General features: G+C 73.1%; 16 protein-coding genes. 12 read left to right on the top strand and 4 right to left on the bottom strand.

Annotated features, from left to right (window positions below):
* Positions 1 to 27 precede the first annotated feature (27 nt).
* The 5 genes from AB0I29_RS10545 to AB0I29_RS10565 all read left to right on the top strand — a co-directional run bounded on the left by AB0I29_RS10545 (position 28) and on the right by AB0I29_RS10565 (position 4,712).
* Entirely contained in the window at positions 28 to 933 is a 906-nt protein-coding gene (locus tag AB0I29_RS10545; protein ID WP_357481295.1) for a hypothetical protein, read from the top strand.
* The gene (locus tag AB0I29_RS10550; RefSeq protein WP_285101168.1) at positions 930 to 2,243 is read left to right on the top strand and encodes an O-antigen ligase family protein; all 1,314 of its coding nucleotides are present in this window, start codon (positions 930 to 932) and stop codon (positions 2,241 to 2,243) included. Before AB0I29_RS10545 ends, AB0I29_RS10550 begins: the two co-directional genes overlap by 4 nt.
* Before the next feature lie 83 nt (positions 2,244 to 2,326).
* Positions 2,327 to 2,980 carry a polysaccharide deacetylase family protein gene (locus AB0I29_RS10555; RefSeq protein ID WP_357481299.1) on the top strand — a complete coding sequence of 218 codons (654 nt, stop codon included), beginning with the start codon at positions 2,327 to 2,329 and terminating at the stop codon, positions 2,978 to 2,980.
* On the top strand, positions 2,980 to 3,879 hold the full coding sequence (locus tag AB0I29_RS10560; protein ID WP_285101165.1) for a glycosyltransferase family 2 protein: 900 nt from the start codon (positions 2,980 to 2,982) through the stop codon (positions 3,877 to 3,879). The genes AB0I29_RS10555 and AB0I29_RS10560 overlap by 1 nt, the downstream gene beginning before the upstream one ends.
* Positions 3,876 to 4,712, top strand: coding sequence for a glycosyltransferase (locus AB0I29_RS10565; RefSeq protein ID WP_357481303.1), 837 nt, complete (start codon positions 3,876 to 3,878; stop codon positions 4,710 to 4,712). The genes AB0I29_RS10560 and AB0I29_RS10565 overlap by 4 nt, the downstream gene beginning before the upstream one ends.
* A 39-nt stretch (positions 4,713 to 4,751) precedes the next feature.
* Here AB0I29_RS10565 and AB0I29_RS10570 read toward each other — a convergent pair whose 3' ends face one another.
* Positions 4,752 to 5,732 carry a hypothetical protein gene (locus AB0I29_RS10570; RefSeq protein WP_357481306.1) on the bottom strand — a complete coding sequence of 327 codons (981 nt, stop codon included), beginning with the start codon at positions 5,730 to 5,732 and terminating at the stop codon, positions 4,752 to 4,754.
* A gap of 32 nt (positions 5,733 to 5,764) precedes the next feature.
* Positions 5,765 to 7,027, bottom strand: a complete 1,263-nt coding sequence (locus AB0I29_RS10575) for a glycosyltransferase family 4 protein (RefSeq protein ID WP_357481309.1) — start codon at positions 7,025 to 7,027, stop codon at positions 5,765 to 5,767.
* A gap of 176 nt (positions 7,028 to 7,203) precedes the next feature.
* On the opposite strand from AB0I29_RS10575, the gene AB0I29_RS10580 reads away from it, so the two are divergent.
* The 6 genes from AB0I29_RS10580 to AB0I29_RS10605 all read left to right on the top strand — a co-directional run bounded on the left by AB0I29_RS10580 (position 7,204) and on the right by AB0I29_RS10605 (position 14,020).
* Complete coding sequence (locus AB0I29_RS10580) at positions 7,204 to 8,070, top strand: hypothetical protein (protein ID WP_357481312.1); 867 nt, start codon at positions 7,204 to 7,206, stop codon at positions 8,068 to 8,070.
* A gap of 247 nt (positions 8,071 to 8,317) precedes the next feature.
* Positions 8,318 to 9,940, top strand: a complete 1,623-nt coding sequence (locus AB0I29_RS10585; RefSeq protein ID WP_357481315.1) for an acyl-CoA ligase (AMP-forming), exosortase A system-associated — start codon at positions 8,318 to 8,320, stop codon at positions 9,938 to 9,940.
* Positions 9,937 to 11,181, top strand: a complete 1,245-nt coding sequence (locus AB0I29_RS10590; RefSeq protein WP_357481318.1) for a pyridoxal-dependent decarboxylase, exosortase A system-associated — start codon at positions 9,937 to 9,939, stop codon at positions 11,179 to 11,181. Before AB0I29_RS10585 ends, AB0I29_RS10590 begins: the two co-directional genes overlap by 4 nt.
* A gap of 45 nt (positions 11,182 to 11,226) precedes the next feature.
* Positions 11,227 to 11,508: an acyl carrier protein gene (locus AB0I29_RS10595; RefSeq protein WP_285101158.1), complete on the top strand. Its 282-nt coding sequence runs from the start codon at positions 11,227 to 11,229 to the stop codon at positions 11,506 to 11,508.
* 10 nt (positions 11,509 to 11,518) lie between these two features.
* Positions 11,519 to 12,151, top strand: a complete 633-nt coding sequence (locus tag AB0I29_RS10600) for an acyltransferase (RefSeq protein WP_357481321.1) — start codon at positions 11,519 to 11,521, stop codon at positions 12,149 to 12,151.
* 414 nt (positions 12,152 to 12,565) lie between these two features.
* Positions 12,566 to 14,020 (top strand): sugar transferase, encoded by a 1,455-nt coding sequence (locus AB0I29_RS10605; protein WP_285101156.1) that lies wholly within the window; start codon positions 12,566 to 12,568, stop codon positions 14,018 to 14,020.
* A 25-nt stretch (positions 14,021 to 14,045) separates the two neighbouring features.
* Here the strand turns inward: AB0I29_RS10605 and AB0I29_RS10610 are convergent, their stop codons facing one another.
* Complete coding sequence (locus AB0I29_RS10610; protein ID WP_357481325.1) at positions 14,046 to 14,879, bottom strand: methyltransferase domain-containing protein; 834 nt, start codon at positions 14,877 to 14,879, stop codon at positions 14,046 to 14,048.
* An 87-nt stretch (positions 14,880 to 14,966) separates the two neighbouring features.
* Entirely contained in the window at positions 14,967 to 15,446 is a 480-nt protein-coding gene (locus AB0I29_RS10615) for a GNAT family N-acetyltransferase (RefSeq protein ID WP_285101154.1), read from the bottom strand.
* Between the two features lie 441 nt (positions 15,447 to 15,887).
* Here AB0I29_RS10615 and AB0I29_RS10620 point away from each other — a divergent pair, with 441 nt between their 5' ends.
* Positions 15,888 to 17,018, top strand: a complete 1,131-nt coding sequence (locus AB0I29_RS10620; RefSeq protein ID WP_357481328.1) for a glycosyltransferase family 2 protein — start codon at positions 15,888 to 15,890, stop codon at positions 17,016 to 17,018.
* The last annotated feature ends 113 nt before the right edge of the window (positions 17,019 to 17,131 follow it).

The raw sequence follows: 17,131 nt of genomic DNA on the forward strand, positions 1-17,131 counted from the left end.
CGTGATACGCCCGGAAAGGGTGAACAAATGTCATTCCTCGACGTGATTGCAGCTTTGGGCCGGCGGTGGATCGTCACCGTCGTGGGCCTGCTCGCGACCGCCGGCCTCGTGTACGGCGCGAGCACCATCGAGCCGCCGGTCTACACCGCCCGCGCGCTGGTCCTGCTGGTGCCGTCCGAGCAGGTCGTCGGCGAGGGCGGCAACCCGTTCCTGGCCCTCGGCGGGCTCGACCTGCCCGCCCGCGTGGTGGTCGCGTACTACGAGAGCGACGTGGCCAAGGAGCGGTTCAGCTCGGGCTCGGCCGACGCCGAGTACGTCGTGGCCATCGAGGAGTCGACCCGCGGCCCGGTGATCTCGGTCGACGTGACCGACGTCAGCCCCGCGGCCACCCTCGAGACCCTGGAGCTGCTCACCTCGTCGATCCCCGTCGAGCTGGAGCGCCTCCAGGAGGAGGTCGACGCCCCGAAGAACACCGTCGTCTCGACGCTGGTCCTCGCCAAGGACGAGCGGGCGAAGACGGACAACAGCGGCACGGTGCGCATGGTCATCGCCGCCGGCGGCATCGGGCTCGTGGCGACCGTGGTCGCGGCCGTGGCGGTCGACGGGCTGGTCCGCAGCCGGACGCGGGGACGCAGGCAGGCCGCTCCGGAGGGCCCCGGCGCGGACCCGGCCGCGCCGGCGCCGTCCGCAGCCGGTTCGTCGAGCTCGGGGCCCAAGCCGGCCGGGCCGAACCCGGACGCCAAGGCCGACGCCAAGCCGGCCAGGCCCGCGACCGTGCGGCTGCCCGCCGTGCGGCCGCCGTCGGTGCAGCCGCCGGCGAGCCGGCCGGCGGACGACCGTGCCCTGCCGTCCTGGCCCAACCTCCCGCTCGACTCACGGGACCGCCGCAGGGACGACGCGTCCGCCCGGGCCTCCTCCGCGGAGTCCCGGTGACCCAGGCCCGGCCTGCCGCCGTCCAGCGGCATGCCTCGCCGCCGCGGCCGGTGCCCCGGCGGCCGGTGCGGTTCGACGTCGTCACCTGGCTCTCGGTCTACCTGCTCCTGCTGTTCGCCGTGCCCTCCAAGCTGGTGATCGGGCCGCTCGGCAGCGCGGGCGCACCGTCGATGGCCGTCGGCCTCGCCAGCCTGCTGCTGTGGGTGCTCACCGGCGTCGGGGCCGCCCGCCCGAGGCTGAGCGGGCCTCGGCTGATCCGGGTCTCGCTCGCCCTGTTCCTGTTCAGCGTCGGGGTCACGTACGTCATCGCCATGTCCCGGCCCGTGGTGTCCAACGAGATGAGCCCCGCCGACGTCGCGATCCTGGCGCTGCTCGCCTGGTCCGGCGTGCTCCTGCTGGCGCACGACGGCATCACGTCGGCCGCCCGGCGCGACACGCTCGTGTGGCGGCTGGCCCTCGCGAGCGGAGCCCTGGCCGTGCTCGGGCTGGCACAGTTCGTGCTCGGCGAGCTGCTCGTGGACCGGCTCGCCCTGCCGGGCCTGACCCTCACGGCGCCCTACGAGCTCGGCGAGCGCAACGGCCTGATCCGCCCGCAGGGCACCGCGACCCACGCGATCGAGTACGGCGTGCTCGTGACCATGCTGCTGCCGCTGACCCTGCACGTCGGCTTCGAGCACACCGAGCGCAGGCCGCTGGTGCGGTGGGCACCCGCCGCGGCGACGCTCGTGCTGGTGCCCCTGTCGGGCTCCCGGTCCGCCTACGTGGGCGCCGCCATCGGCCTGGTCATCCTGCTCCTCGGCTGGAAGGGCTCCCGGCGCCGGATCATGCTCGGCGTGACCGCCGTCGGCGCCCTGGCGGGCCTGGTGGTCGCGCCGGGCATGCTGTCCTCGATCCTCGGCCTGTTCACCGGCGCGTCCGAGGACCCGAGCGTCACCTCCCGGACCGGCTCGTTCGACCTGGCGGGCGAGTTCATCGCGCGCGACCCCCTGTTCGGGCGTGGGCTCGGCACGTTCCTGCCCACCTATCGGATCTTCGACAACCAGTACCTCCTGCTGCTGGTGACCGTCGGGCTGGTGGGGACCGTCCTGTTCGTCGGCATCGGCGCGGCCACGGTCCGGGTGCTGGTGCGGGTCCGCAGGCGCAGCAGGGGCACCGACGCCCGGACCTACGACCTCGCCCTGGCCCTGATGGCCTCGGTGGTCGTCGGGTTCGTCAGCCTGCTCTTCTTCGACGCCTTCGCGTTCCCGATGACGATGGGTGCGCTCTTTCTCCTGGTCGGTGTCGCGGGTTCGCTGCGCGCCCAGGCATAGGTATGCCGCATACCGCGGGAATCACCCGGAGAATCACCCGGTAATGCATTCCGCGTCCGGGGGTCGTCGTTCACGATAAACAAATGATCAATCTCTGCTTTCACGGCATCGGGACGCCGCCGCACGACGCCCCGGCCGAGGAGGCCGCCTACTGGATCGGCACCGACACGTTCCGGCGCGTCCTCGACGTGGTCGCCGTCCGGCCGGACGTGCGGCTCAGCTTCGACGACGGCAACGAGTCCGACGTCGAGGTGGCGCTCCCGGAGCTGGTGGGGCGCGGGCGGACAGCCGACTTCTTCGTCATCGCCGGCCGCCTGGGCCACCCGGGCTCGCTGTCCGCCGGCGACGTGCGCGCGCTGCGCCGGTCCGGGATGGGCGTGGGGTCGCACGGCATGCACCACCGGGTCTGGCGCCGGCTGCGCCCGCCGGAGCTGCGGGAGGAGCTCGTCCTGGCCCGCGAACGCCTGGAGGACGTGCTGGAGGAGCCGGTGCGCACGGCTGCCTGCCCGCTGGGCCGCTACGACCGGACCACCCTGACCGCGCTGCGCAGGCTGGGCTACACGCGGGTCTACACCAGCGACCGGGCGCTGGCCCGGCCGGGGTCCTGGCGGCAGGCCCGGTTCAGCCTCCGCGCGACCGACACGGCCGACGACGTCGCCGCCTGGCTGCGGCACGGGGACCGCTACACCGTCCGCGCGGCGGACCGGGCCCGGACGTTCGTCAAGGGGCTGCGCTGATGGGGGCCGAGGTCGCCGCGGTGGTCGTGACCTACAACAGCGCACGGCACGTGGACGCGCTGCTCGACAGCCTGCCCGCGGCCTTCGGCGACGTCCCGTACACCACGGTGGTGGTCGACAACGGGTCCACGGACGAGACGCTCACGCTGCTGCGGCGCCGGGGCGACTGCTCCGTCGTGGAGAGCGTCAACGACGGCTACGGGGCGGGGATGAACAAGGCGGTGCGGTACGCGCCGGAGTCGGCCGCGATCCTCGTGCTCAACCCGGACGTGGAGCTCGACGCCGACGCCGTCCCGCGGATGCTCGGCGTGCTGCACCGGCCGGGCGTCGGCATCGTGGTGCCGCGCACGCGCGAGGAGGACGGGAGCCTGTCCCGGACCCTGCGCCGCACGCCCACCGTGGCCCGGGCCGGCGGGCTGAGCTTCACGCGCCTGCCGGCCTTCGCCGAGCGGATCGAGGACCCGCGGGCCTACACCACCGAGCACCCGGTGGACTGGGCCGTCGGCGCGATCTGGCTCGTGGACCGGGAGTGCTTCGACACCCTGGGCGGGTTCGACGAGTCGTTCTTCCTCTACTCCGAGGAGACGGACTTCGCGCTCCGCGCGCGGGACCGTGGCTGGCGTTCCGTCTACACGCCGACGGCGGGCGGCATGCACATCGGCGGCGGCTCGGGCACGAGCCACGAGACGCACACCATGCTGATGCTGAACCGGGTGCGCCTGATCCGGCGCCGGCGCGGCACGCGCGCGGCCTGGATGTACTACGGGGTGACCCTGCTCGTGGAGCTCCGGCGCGGCCTGCTGGGCCACCGGGCGTCGTGGCCCACGCTGCGGGCGCTGGTCCGTCCGGCCCGGCGCCCGGCGGCGCTCGGCGCGAGCGACGAGGTGCTGCCGCGATGAGCGGGCCGGTGGCGTCCGTCGTCGTGCCCGCGCACGACGAGGAGCGCACGATCGGCCGTCTCCTGGACGCGCTGTGCGCCGAGCCGGGGCTGCTGGAGGTGGTGGTGGCCTGCAACGGGTGCACGGACGGGACGGCGGGCGTGGCCGCGGGGTATCCCGTGACCGTCCTCGACCTGCCCGAGCCCTCGAAGGCCCGCGCCCTGCGCGCGGCCGACCGGGTGGCCGGCACGTTCCCGCGGGTGTACCTGGACGCCGACGTCGAGATCACCGCCGACGGCGTGGCCCGGCTCGCGGCCGCGGTGGGCCCCGGGGGTGCCGCCGTCGCGGCGCCGTCGCGCACGATGCCCCGCACGGGGGTCGCGCTGCTCGCGCGCTGGTACTACGACGTCTGGGAGGCGCTGCCCACCGTGCGCTCGGGCCTGTTCGGGCGCGGGGTGCTGGCCGTTTCCCGGGCCGCCGCCGGCCGGATCGCCCGACTGCCCGAGGTGATGGCCGACGACCTGGTGCTGTCCGAGGCGTTCGACCCGCACGAGCGCGTCGTGGTGGCGGACGTCGCCGTCGTCGTGCACCCGGCGCGCACCCTGCGCGACCTGGTGCGCCGCCGGGCGCGCGTGACCACCGGGAACGTCCAGGCGGACCGGGCTGGTCTCCGCGGCGCCGAGGCACGGACCTCGCTCGGCGACCTCCGGCGGGTGGTCCGGGAGCGGCCGGGCCTGGCGCTCAAGGTGCCCGTGTTCCTCGGCGTGGTGCTGGCCGGGCGGCTGCGTGCCCGCGCGGCGGTGCGCGCGGGCGACTTCACCACGTGGGAGCGGGACGCGAGCTCCCGGGTCTGACGAGGGTCTGACGGGCGGAGGGTCTGACGGCGGAGCTGCTCAGTTGCCGCTGCCGCCGCACTCGATCGGGTCCACCGGCGTGGTGCGGCCCTCCTCGTCGGCCGTCACGGTGTGCGCCTGCCAGGTCGTCAGGGCGGGGCACAGGACGTCGACGGGCCCGTAGCCCCAGGTGTCCTGCACCACCTGCAGGTTGCGCACGCTGCCCTCGGTGCCGGCGCGGAATGCGTAGCCGCCGCCCTCGACCAGGAGCCCGTCGACGGTCAGCGACGTGTTGCCCTGGCCGCTCGGGTAGAAGAACGGCGCCGTGCCGTAGCACTCGGCGGTCTCGCGCATGATGATCCGGGTGTTCCGGACGGTCACGCTGCCGCCGCCGTAGCCCTGGATGCCGTCGCCGTGCCAGTCGTTGCAGACGTCGGGCGGCACCACCCGGATGAACGAGTCCTCCACGACGACGTCGCCGCACTGCTTGGCGCCCACGCGGATGCCCTCGGGCACGCCGTCGATCACCACGTCGCGCACCGTGAACCCGCCGTTGCCGATCACCTGCAGGTCGCCGTCCCCCGTCCGGACGTCGCTCCGGACGAACTCGGACGACTCGACCACGAGGCCCGACCCGCACACCGGGCCGGCGTCGTTGACCACCCGGGAGCCGACGGCCTGCACGCGCCGCAGGGTCACGTTCTCGGCCTCGACGGAGATGATGCCATCCGTGATCCGCAGGTCGCTGACGACCTCGCCCGGCTCGGTCAGGTGGAGGTCCCCCGTGTGGGTGCGCCGCGGCGTCCAGCCCTCGGGCAGACCCGCGGTCCCGGGCCCGGGGAACGTGGTGGGGACGGCGTCGTCGGCCGAGGTGGTGCCGTCGCCCACGGGTCCCCCCATGGCGGACGGCGCGGCCTGCCCCGCCGTCGGCCCGGACCCGGCAGGGTCGCGGTCCGGCGCCGTGGCGACGGTGGTGAGGACGGCGGCGACCAGCGCTCCGACTGCCCATCGGAGCGGAACCCACCAGGACGATCGGCCCATGCGAGTCATCCTGGCACGCCCGTCGTCCTCGCTCATCCTGTGGCCTGTGCCCCGGCCGCGGGCCGCGCCGCGGCGACCTGCTCGTAGAGCTCCACCATCCGGTCGACCCGCCGGTCCCACAGGTGCTCGGACACCGCGTGCTCGCGGGCTGCCTCGCCCATGCGCAGCCTCAGGTCCGGCTCCGTGACCAGCCGGCGCACCGCGGCTGCGACGTCGCGGGCGAGCTGCTCCGGCGAGTCGGCGGGCAGCAGGAACGCGCAGGCGTCGGTCACGTTCGCGCCCGGGCCGCCGCGGTCGCACACCACGAGCGGCAGCCCGTGCGACATCGCCTCGAGCGCGACGGCGCCGCCCGGCTCCCGGTAGCTCGGGAAGACGAAGACGTCGGCCCGCTCGTAGAAGCGGTCGACCTCGGCGCGCGGCACCGCCCCGTGCAGCGTCACCCGATCGGTCAGCCCCAGCTCGCGCACCAGGTCGGCGCACGCCTCCCGGTCGTTGCCGTCCCCGACCACGTCGAGCACCACCGGCAGGTCGCGCAGCGCGGCCATGGCACGGATCACGTCGCGGGCGCCCTTGGTACGCACCAGCCGGCCGACGTGCAGCAGCCGCACCGGGCCGGAACGGCCCCTGCGGTCGATCGGCGGCCGGACCGCGTGGAGGGCCACCTCGCGGAGGGTCTCGAACCGCCGCAGCCGCACGTCGCCGAGGACCTCCTGGACGTAGGGGGCGATCCCCACCACGCAGTCGGCGGACTCGTAGGTGGAGCGCAGGAGCGGGTCGTACCGCAGCCGCAGCCGGTCCAGCGCGCGCAGCCGCTGGTACCACGGGACCACCTCCTCCCGGGCGAACGCGGGCGGGGACTCCAGGCTGCCGCCGACCGGCCCGACCACCAGCGGGATGCCGAGCCCGACGACAGGGCACGGGTAGCGCATCGCCACGGGCGCCGGCTGGTGCGCCACGTCGAACCGTTCGCCCGCCGCGAGGCGGCCGCGGACCCAGCGCCGGGCCCGCACGTAGAACGGCACGTAGGCCGGCTGGAGCAGGCTGTTGAGCCGCTCCGCGCGGTGCACCAGCGGCGGCTCCGGCCACTCGACGACGCGCACGCCGGGAAGCTGCCGCGACGGCGGCACGTGGCCCTTCTTGTACGTGGACAGGAGCGTCACCGCGAACCGCTCGGACAGCAGCTGTGCCCACTGGTGGGCGAGCCACGACTCGCCCACGTCGTTGCCGTCGCACGCGGGTGCTACCAGCAGCACGCTGGCCACGCGGGAGGGTACGACGGGTTCGTTGACAGCCACCCACCGATAGTGACTGCTGCCGCCCGTCGGACGCAGCCCCCGGCGGGGTGAGAACAGGGGTGAGAAATGCGCCTCCGGCAATCATTCGGGAATGACCGGATGAAATCAGGGGGCGCCGCCCCTTTCACCCCGGCCACCCCCGCCCGGGGACCCATTCCGGGGTCATACTCGCCGACGTGGCACATTCGAAAGATGTCGAGCTCGCTCCCGTCACGACGGACGACCTGCCGCGTGTGGGCGAATTCCTGAGCGTTTACCTCGACGATTCCCTCACCCCCGGGCAGTGGGCGCGGTCCCTGCGCCCCACCTGGACCACGAGCCACCCCGACCACGGGTTCCTGCTCACCTCCGAGGGCCGGGTCGTGGGCGTGTACGCGGCCCTCTACGCGGAGCCGGACGGCCCCGGCGGGCCGCGCGCCGTCTGCAACGTCGCGGCCTGGTGCGTGCTGGACGAGTACCGCCACCACTCGCTGCGGCTGCTGCGCGCCATGCTCGCCCAGCGCGACCGCGAGCTCACCGACCTGTCCCCCAGCGGCACGGTGGTGCCCCTGAACGAACGGCTCGGGTTCCACCACCTCGACACGGCGGGCGCGCTCGTGGTCAACCTCCCGCTGCCCTCGCCGGGCGTGCGCCTGCTGACGGGGCGGGCCGACATCGAGGCCGTGCTCTCCGGCGCTGACCTGGCCGCCTACCGCGACCACGCCGACTCGGCCGCCGCGCGGCACGTGGTGGCGGTCGTCGACGGGAAGCCGTGCTGGGTGGTGTTCCGCGCCGTCCGGCGCAAGCGGATGCGCCTGTTCGCCTCGGTGCTCCACGTGAGCGACCGCGAGCTGTTCCGCGCCGCCGCGCCCGCGGTGTACCGGCACGTCCTGCTCGCGCACGGGCTGCCGTTCACGCTGCTGCAGAACCGGGTCAGCGGGCCCCGCCCGTGGCACTCCGTGCCGCTGTCGGCGCAGCGGCCGACGATGTACCTGAGCCGCACCGGCCAGCCGCCGGAGTCGGTCAGCTACCTCTACAGCGAGCTGACCCAGGTGCCGTGGTGAGCGCCCGGCCGAGGTGAAACCGCCGTCGCGCGAGGCAATTCACCATTCCCTCACCGGCGGGCCGGGGATGAGTTTTGTTGTCCGCCCGGGAATTCACCTACGCACCTGATACGAAGCGATTGGCCCCGCCGCCCGTACGGCACCCCGCGATCCTTTTTTCACCCATTCTGGGTTCACCCGCTTTTTGGCCCTATTCACCCGTCACCGACCTGACGAGAATCGTCGTTCGCGCTTTACCGTGATCTTCGTGACGACCATCCATCAGCACCTCGAGCAACAGGCGCGCCTGCGGCCCGGCGCCCCCGCGCTGTCGGCCCGGGACGCGACCCTGACGTACGCGCAGCTGTGGCAGGGCGTGCGCCGGGCGGCGGCGCGCCTCGCCGGTCTCGGCGTGGCCCGCCACGACCGGGTGGCCGTCTTCCTGGAGAAGAGGTTCGAGACGGTCGAGGCCCTGTGGGGGACCTCCGTGGCCGGCGCCGTCTTCGTCCCGGTCAACCCGCTCCTGAAGGGCAGGCAGGTCGCCCACGTCGTGCGCGACTCCGGCGCCCGGGTGCTCGTCACCTCGCCCGGCCGGCTGAGCGCCGTCCGCGACCACCTCGGCGACACCGCATTGACCACCGTGCTGCTCGTGGACCCGGCCGACGGCAGCGTGCGGGACGAGCTGCCCCGCCTGCCCGGCCTGACGGTGCAGCGCTGGGCCGGGGCGTCCGACGGCACGGTGCCCGACGACGCTGTGCCTGACGCCGAACCGGTGCCCGCCGACCCCGCGCCGTCCGGCCCCGACACCGACATCGCGGCGATCCTGTACACGTCCGGCAGCACCGGCGCCCCCAAAGGCGTGGTCCTGTCGCACCGCAACCTGGTCGTGGGCGCCACCAGCGTCTCCGGCTACCTGCACAACACGGCCGACGACGTGCTGCTCGCCGTGCTGCCGCTCAGCTTCGACGCCGGCCTCAGCCAGCTCACCACCGCCTTCGCCGTCGGCGCCCACGCGGTGCTGCTCGACTACCTGCTCCCCCGGAACGTCACCGCCGCGTGCGAGAAGTACGGCGTCACCGGCATCACCGGCGTGCCGCCCCTGTGGACGCAGCTCGCGGCCGTCGAGTGGCCGTCGGCCGCCCGCTTCGCGCTGCGCTACTTCGCCAACACCGGCGGGCACATGTCCGGCGCCCTCCTGCGCGAGCTGCGCGACCTGTTCCCCGCGGCCGCGCCGTACCTGATGTACGGGCTGACCGAGTCGTTCCGGTCCACCTACCTCGACCCGACGCAGGTCGACGCGCGCCCCGACTCGATCGGACGGGCGATCCCGAACGCGGAGGTGCTGGTGCTCCGCCCGGACGGCACTCCCTGCGCTCCCGACGAGCCGGGCGAGCTGGTCCACCGCGGCAGCCTGGTCGCGCTCGGCTACTGGAACGACCCGGAGCGGACGGCGGCGCGGTTCCGCCCCGTGCCCGGGTACGACGAGCCGTGGCGTGCCGTGCCGGAGCCCGCCGTGTGGTCGGGCGACACCGTGGTGCGCGACGCCGAGGGCTACCTGTACTTCGTGGGCCGCGCCGACGAGATGATCAAGACCTCCGGGTACCGCGTGAGCCCCACCGAGGTGGAGGAGGCGGCGCTGGCCACCGGCCTGGTGCGCGAGGCGGTCGCCGTCGGCGTGCCGGACGCCCGGCTGGGGCAGCGGATCGCGCTCGCCGCGCTGGCTCCGGAGCCCGTCGACACCGACCGGCTGCTCAAGGAGATGCGGCAGACGCTGCCCACCTTCATGCTGCCGGCGGAGGTCCACGTGGCCGCCGCGTTCCCCCGCAACCCCAACGGCAAGCTGGACCGCCCGGCGATCCGTGCGGGGCTGGTCGCGGAGGTGGCCGAGTGACCGCGCAGCCGCTGGTCGCGCCGCACCCCGCCGTGGCGGCCGTGCCCGTCTCGGGCGACGAGATCCTCGTGGGCGGGGTGCCCCTGACGCGCCTGGCCGCCCGGGTCGGGTCCACGCCGTTCTTCGCGTACGACCGGCAGCGCATCACCGACCGGGTCCGCGAGGTCAAGGCCGCGCTCGGCGACGCGGTGCGGCTCGGGTACGCCGTCAAGGCCAACCCCATGCCCGCCGTGGTGCAGCACCTGGCCGGCCTGGTCGACGCGCTCGACGTCGCCTCCGCGCACGAGATGCACACCGCCCTGGACACGGGGACCGACCCGCACCGGATCAGCTTCGCGGGTCCGGGCAAGACCCCCGAGGAGATCCGCTCGGCGGTCGCGGCGGGCGTGCTCGTCGAGCTCGAGTCGCAGACCGAGGCCCGGCGGGTCGTCGCGGCCGGGGACGCGCTCGGCGTCGTCCCCCGGGTGGCGATCCGCGTGAACCCCGACTTCGCGGTACGCGGCTCGGGGATGCGCATGTCCGGCGGCCCGCAGCAGTTCGGTGTGGACGCCGAGCAGGTCCCCGACCTGCTCCGGTACCTCGGCACGACCGGCGTCGACATGGTCGGGTTCCACGTCTTCGCGGGGTCCCAGAACCTCGACGCGGAGCTCATCGCCGGCGCGCAGCGCGCCACGGCCGACCTGGTCGTCGCGCTCGCCGAGCACGCGTCCGGGCCGGTGCGGTACGTGAACCTGGGCGGCGGCCTGGGCATCCCGTACTTCCCCAAGGACCGGCCCGTCGACCTCGCCCGCGTGGGCGAGAACCTCGCGGCCGTGGTCGCCGGGCAGATCGCCCCGGCGCTGCCCGACGCCGACGTGCACATCGAGCTGGGCCGCTACCTCGTGGGCGAGGCCGGCAGCTACGTGACCCGCGTGATCGACCGCAAGGTCTCCCGCGGCCGCACCTACCTGGTGGTCGACGGCGGCATGCACCACCAGCTCGCCGCGTCCGGGAACCTCGGGCAGGTGATCCGGCGCAACTACCCGGTCCTCGTCGGCAACAGGATGGCGTCGTCGGAGACCGAGCAGGCGACCGTCGTCGGCTGCCTGTGCACCCCGCTCGACCTGCTGGCCGACGACGTCCCCCTGCCCCGGGCGGAACCCGACGACCTCGTGGTCGTGCTCCAGGCGGGGGCCTACGGCCTCACCGCCAGCCCGACCGCCTTCCTGGGCCACCCGGCACCCGCCGAGGTCCTGGTCTGATGCCTGGCCCGAGGCCCGGCACCAACCCCTGACAGGAGAGACATGATGAGCAGCGACGTGACAGACGACGCCACCGGCGAGGTGACCCTCTCCGACGTGCTCGAGGTGCTCGGCAAGGTGCTCGGGATCGAGGACCGCGTGAGCACCTTCGACGCCGGCACCCCCCTCTTCGGCGACCTGCCCGAGCTCGACTCGCTGGCCGTCCTGGAGCTCGTGACCGCCCTCGAGGACCGGTTCGGGATCACCGTGGACGACGACGAGCTCGCCGGCGGGCTGCTGGAGACCGCGGGCAGCCTGCACGCGTTCGTCGGCGCGCGGGCGCGGTGACGGGAACGCCATGAGCACCGGTGAGCAGGGGGCAGCGCGGGTCCTGGACACCGCGGACGTCGACGAGCGCGCCACGATCGGCGACGGCACCACCATCTGGCACCTGGCCCAGGTGCGCGAGGACGCCGTCGTGGGGTCCGGCTGCATCGTGGGGCGAGGCGCCTATGTAGGGCCCGGCGTGCGCGTCGGCGACGGTTGCAAGCTCCAGAACTACGCCCTCGTCTACGAGCCGGCGGTCCTGGAGGACGGCGTGTTCGTCGGCCCCGCCGCCGTGCTGACCAACGACCTCTACCCGCGGGCCATCACGCCCGACGGGACCGTCAAGACCACCGACGACTGGCAGGCCGTCGGCGTCACGATCCGCACCGGCGCCGCGATCGGCGCCCGGGCGGTGTGCGTGGCGCCGGTGACGGTCGGCCGCTGGGCGACCGTCGCGGCGGGTGCCGTCGTGACCGCCGACGTGCCGGACTTCGCGCTCGTGGCCGGGGTGCCGGCGAGGCGCATCCGCTGGGTCGGCCGTGCCGGCGTGCCGCTGGAGCGCACCACGGGGGACGGCTGGCGATGTCCCGTCACCGGGGACGAGTTCACGGAGACCGGCGGGACGCTCCGCGAAGCGCCGTCGAACGCTTCTTTTCGCCACTGAACGATGCTCAGTTATTTCTTTCCCAGCCCACCGTCTCACCCTTTCATCGAAAAGGGTGAAGTGACGGGTGAAGGCCTCGGAAAATGGCACCTGGGGCACGACAGAATACGGTGACCCTCATATTATCGTGATCAAGGAATAGCAACGAGAACCGGGCACACACAACGCCCCGAGGCTGCTGTTGCAAGGCCCGGACCACCACCCCCCGGCTCCACCAGGGCGCGTCGACGCGTCGCGATCGACTGCGCCCGAAACTCATTCCTGGCCAGAGGGAAGGAAGGAATCGACGTGGCGAGCCAGACGATAGGTGGCGGTTTCGAAATTCGCCCGCAGACCACCGAGAAAAGGGTGAAGAATGCGACGTCGCGCGGTTTTCACGACGTCCGCGCACGGCGCGCTCACCCGCAGTGGCAGGTGCGATATCGCGCACGGCTGCGCTACACGGACACGGCCGTCGTCCTCGCCTCGGTGATCCTCGCGTCGGTGCTCGACGCGACTCTCCTGTCCGGCTCCCCCGGGCACCCCGGACCGCTCCGGTCCCTCGCCGTGTCAGCCCTGGTCGCTGTGGTCTGGATCGGGGCGGTGGCCGCGCGCAGCTCGTACGACCTGCGGGTGGTGGGCCGCGACCACACGGAGTACCGGCGCATCTTCGGCGCCACCTGCACGGCGGTGAGCCTGCTCGTGCTCGCCGCCTGGCTCACCGGGTCGGTCGAGCCCCAGGACGTGCTGGCGCAGGCCGTGGTGCTGCCGCTCGGCCTCGCAGGGCTGATCGGCTCGCGCTACGCCTGGCGCCAGTGGGTGGCCCGCACGCGGCGACGCGGCACGGGCTGCATGACGCCCGTCCTGGTGGTGGGGCACCGTGAGCAGGCCGAGCGCGTGATCCGCCGGCTCAACGGCTCACCGCACAAGGGCTTCGTGGTGGTGGGCGCCTGCCTGCCGTCCGCCGAGACCCCGGCCGGTGAGACGGCCCCCGGCGGGACGCCGCCGCGCGACGGGCTGCCCGGCGACGAGGTGGGCGGCGTGCCGGTGCTCGGTGACCTGTCCCGCGTCGGCGAGGCCGCCGCCCTGGTCCGCGCGAGCGCCGTGGCGGTGAGCGCGTCCGGCAGCATCACCACGGACCTGGTGCGCCAGCTCGGCTGGCAGCTCGAACGGGTCGGCGTCGACCTCATGCTCACCACCGAGCTCGCCGACGTCTCGGCGGCCCGGATCAGCGTCTCCCCGGCGGCGGGCATCTCGCTGCTGCACGTGGCCGCGCCGCGGTTCCGGGGGCACAAGTTCCGCGTGAAACAGGGCATCGACTGGGTGCTCGCCGCCGCGATCACGGTGCTCGTGTCGCCGGTGCTGCTCGGCGTGGGGCTGGCCGTCGCGCTGACCAGCAAGGGCCCCCTGTTCTACCTGTCGGAGCGCGTGGGCCGGGACGGCAAGATCTTCCGGATGTTCAAGTTCCGCACCATGCGCGTGGGCGCCGACCGGGAGGTCAAGGCGCTGACCGCGGACAACGAGGCGGCGGGCCCCTTGTTCAAGATGCGCACCGACCCGCGCATCACCCGCGTGGGCCGGGTGCTGCGCCGGTACTCGCTCGACGAGCTGCCCCAGCTCCTCAACGTGCTCGTCGGCCACATGAGCCTCGTGGGGCCCCGGCCGGCCCTGCCGCACGAGGTCGCGGCGTACGAGGAGCGCATGCGGCGCCGGCTGCTGGTCAAGCCCGGGATGACGGGCATGTGGCAGGTCTCCGGCCGGTCCGACCTGCCCTGGGAGGAGGCGGTCCGCCTCGACGTCTACTACGCCGAGAACTGGACGCCGCTGCAGGACCTGGCGATCCTCGGGCAGACCGCCCGCGCCGTGGTCTCGGGTCGCGGAGCCTACTGAGGCCCCGGGACCCGGCCCGCTCGGGTCAGGCCTTCTCCCACACCGAGACGTGGTTCTCGGAGTCCGCGGTGAACGGCGACCGGTCCCAGCCCGCCCAGCGGTGCCGGAGCCGGAGGCCGGCGATCCGCGCCATGAGGTCCATCTCGGCGGGCCAGGCGTACCGGAACGGCACCGAGCGGAACTGCCCGGTGCCGTCGGGCCGCACGGTCACGTGGTTGGACGTGAAGAGCTGGGTCGCCACGTCGTACCGGTCGAAGCCCACGTAGCCGGTGTCCCCGGCGGCGGGTGCGACGGCGAACGGGACCGTGTCCTGGCCGGGCGGCAGACGGCGCAGGCCCGGCACGCCCACCTCGATCAGGAACAGCCCGCCGGGCCGTAGGTGCGCGGCGGCGTTGACGAAGACGTCGACCTGCCCGTCCTGCGTGGTGACGTTGCTGATCGTGTTGAAGACCAGGTAGGCCAGGGAGAAGTCGCCCGGCCGGACGGCGCCGTCGAACCCGTCGAACCGGGTGGTGGTCATGTCGCCGATGGTGACGCCCACGGCGTCGCCGCCGGGCTTGCCGGCGATCCGCGCGGCCATGGCGCGGCTCAGCTCGATGCCGCCCACCCGCACGCCGCGCGCGGCCAGCGGCGCCGCGATGCGCCCGGTGCCGACCGCCAGCTCCAGCACGGGACCGCCGGCCGCGAGCTCCTCCAGCAGGTCCACGGCGGGCGTCACGACCGCCGGGTCGTTCGCGCCGCCCGGAGCGTCGTAGCCCACGGCCACGCTCTCGGGGAACTGGCCGTCGCCGGGATCGTCGCCGGGGTGGTGGGCACGGAGGTCGGGGATGTGCTCTGCGGGGTGCGCGTCGTCGGTCACGCGCCAGACGCTATGCCCGACGGCGGCGCCGGCCCAGTCCTTTTGGGTGCGCCCTCCAGCCGGTGAACCCTCGGGCCGGTGCGCCGCTCAGGCGTGCACCCGCACGAGCCGCATCGGCGTGTGCGGGATGCCGTCGTCGAGAAAGTCGTCGCCGTCCGCGACGAACCCGTGCTTGCCGTACCAGCCCGTGAGCGGCGACTGGGCGTCCAGCACGACGTCCCGGTCGTCGCCGGCCTCGTCGATGTACTTCAGGGCCGTGCGCATGACGTCGTCGGACAGGCCCTTGCCACGGGCCTCCTTGGCCAGCGCGACCCGGCCGATCCGCCACACGTCGCCGTCGTCCAGCACGCGCGCCGTGCCGAGCACGCGGGTCCCGCCGTCGGACACGGAGTCGGGCGCGGCCTCGGCCAGCAGCACGACCTGCACGGCGCCCGGCTCGACGTCGCGGCCGTCGAGGTCGTGGTACGGGCAGTCCTGCTCCACGACGAAGACGTCCTGACGCAGCTTCCAGACCCCGTAGGCGATGGTGCTGTCGAGCCGGGCGAGCGGGGCGGTGATGATCTGCACGGGATCGATCCTCGCACGCCCCCGCCGCATCCCCACCGTGCCGCCGCGGACGAGCCGCCGCCGAGTCGGGGACCGCACGGGTGACACCTCCGCCGCGGAAACGATTTAAAAGGCCGCGTGAATACCTCGGCTCACCCATCTCACGGGTTTGTGTGCCACACCCGGACCCCCAAGTATCCCAAGAGGCCCAAGGAAGATCTTGAGCCTTTCTTGAGGGTCTTCGGCTGGGCCTTGAGTTCTGGGAAGCATGCTGAGAAAGGCCAATCAGACAGCCGCGAGAGGCATCTGGATGGCGGAGATACACGACATCACCAAAGACCGTGCATTGCCACGGGTCTCGTGATGAGCCGTACCGCACCACGCATTCCGGAAATCATCCGGAGGCGTCTTGGCGGTCATTGATCGCCCGCTGTTCAGAAGCCCTTCCCGGAGAGCATCGCAATGACCCACGTAGAAGCCCGCCAGCCGGCTCGTACCCGTCCCGTGCTCGCCGAGGCCCCGACGAGCCGCCCGACCCCCAGCCGCGTCGTGGTCCTGATCCCGGCGCACAACGAGTCAGAGGGCATCACCGAGACCGTCACGGCACTGAGCCGCCAGACCCGGCCGCCGGACGAGATCCTGGTTGTCTCGGACAACTCGACCGACGACACCGTCGACCTCGCGAGGCGCACCGGCGCCCACGTCACCGAGACGGTCGGGAACACCCACAAGAAGGCCGGGGCCCTGAACCAGGCCCTGTCCACGGTGCTTCCTCGGCTCGAAGACGACGACTTCGTGCTGGTGCAGGACGCCGACAGCGTGCTGGACCCCGGGTTCGTCGAGAGCGCGCTCGCCCACCTCACCGCCGACGACCAGCTCGGGGCCGTCGGCGGGGTGTTCCGCGGACAGGACGGCGGAGGGCTGGTCGGTCACCTGCAGCGCAACGAGTACGCGCGATATGCACGGGACGTACGGCGCCTGAAGGGGAAGTGCCTGGTCGTCACCGGCACCGCCGCGGTGTTCCGCGTCTCCACGCTGCGGCGTGTGCGGGCGGCGAGGCTGTCGCACGAGATACCCGCCGGCGATGGACGCGGCGGCGTCTACGACACGACGGTGCTGACGGAGGACAACGAGATCTCGTTCGCCCTGATGCACCTCGGCTACAAGATCCTGTCGCCCCAGGGATGCACGCTCACGACAGAGGTGATGTCGACCTGGCGGGACCTCTGGAACCAGCGCCTCCGGTGGAAGCGCGGCGCGATCGAGAACTGCGTCCAGTACGGCCTCACCCGTGTCACCGCGCCCTACTGGGGCCGACAGCTGGTGACCATGCTGGGAGTCCTGGTGACCACGGCCTACCTGGCGACGATCATCTGGTCTCTCGTGGCAGTTGGGGCACTCAACGTCCAGCCGTTCTGGCTGGCACTGACCGGCATTTTCGTCGTCGAGCGAATTATCACTCTGCGCGACCGTGGACTGGTCAGGCAGATGATCGCCGGCACACTTTACGAGCTGCCGTTCGACATCTTTCTGCAGGCATGCCACGGAAAGGCATATCTGGACACCGTGATGAACCGAGAAAGGAGATGGTGACATGTACAACGGAGCAGCACTGAGCACAATTGGAGGCGGCGGTGCGGCAGCCCTTGCCGCCACAGGCCCCGAGCATCTGCTGTGGCTCGGACTGGCGTCGTTCGCGCTCGTCG

Source organism: Promicromonospora sp. NPDC050262 (assembly GCF_040655935.1).
Classification (GTDB): Bacteria; Actinomycetota; Actinomycetes; order Actinomycetales; family Cellulomonadaceae; genus Promicromonospora.

Bases quoted from the DNA above. Each gene is read 5' to 3' on its own strand.
- AB0I29_RS10570 (WP_357481306.1), bottom strand. From the start codon at position 5,732: ATGGGCCGATCGTCCTGGTGGGTTCCGCTCCGATGGGCAGTCGGAGCG.
- AB0I29_RS10595 (WP_285101158.1), top strand. From the start codon at position 11,227: ATGAGCAGCGACGTGACAGACGACGCCACCGGCGAGGTGACCCTCTCC.
- AB0I29_RS10620 (WP_357481328.1), top strand. From the start codon at position 15,888: ATGACCCACGTAGAAGCCCGCCAGCCGGCTCGTACCCGTCCCGTGCTC.
- AB0I29_RS10600 (WP_357481321.1), top strand. From the start codon at position 11,519: ATGAGCACCGGTGAGCAGGGGGCAGCGCGGGTCCTGGACACCGCGGAC.
- AB0I29_RS10560 (WP_285101165.1), top strand. From the start codon at position 2,980: ATGGGGGCCGAGGTCGCCGCGGTGGTCGTGACCTACAACAGCGCACGG.
- AB0I29_RS10555 (WP_357481299.1), top strand. From the start codon at position 2,327: ATGATCAATCTCTGCTTTCACGGCATCGGGACGCCGCCGCACGACGCC.
- AB0I29_RS10565 (WP_357481303.1), top strand. From the start codon at position 3,876: ATGAGCGGGCCGGTGGCGTCCGTCGTCGTGCCCGCGCACGACGAGGAG.
- AB0I29_RS10545 (WP_357481295.1), top strand. From the start codon at position 28: ATGTCATTCCTCGACGTGATTGCAGCTTTGGGCCGGCGGTGGATCGTC.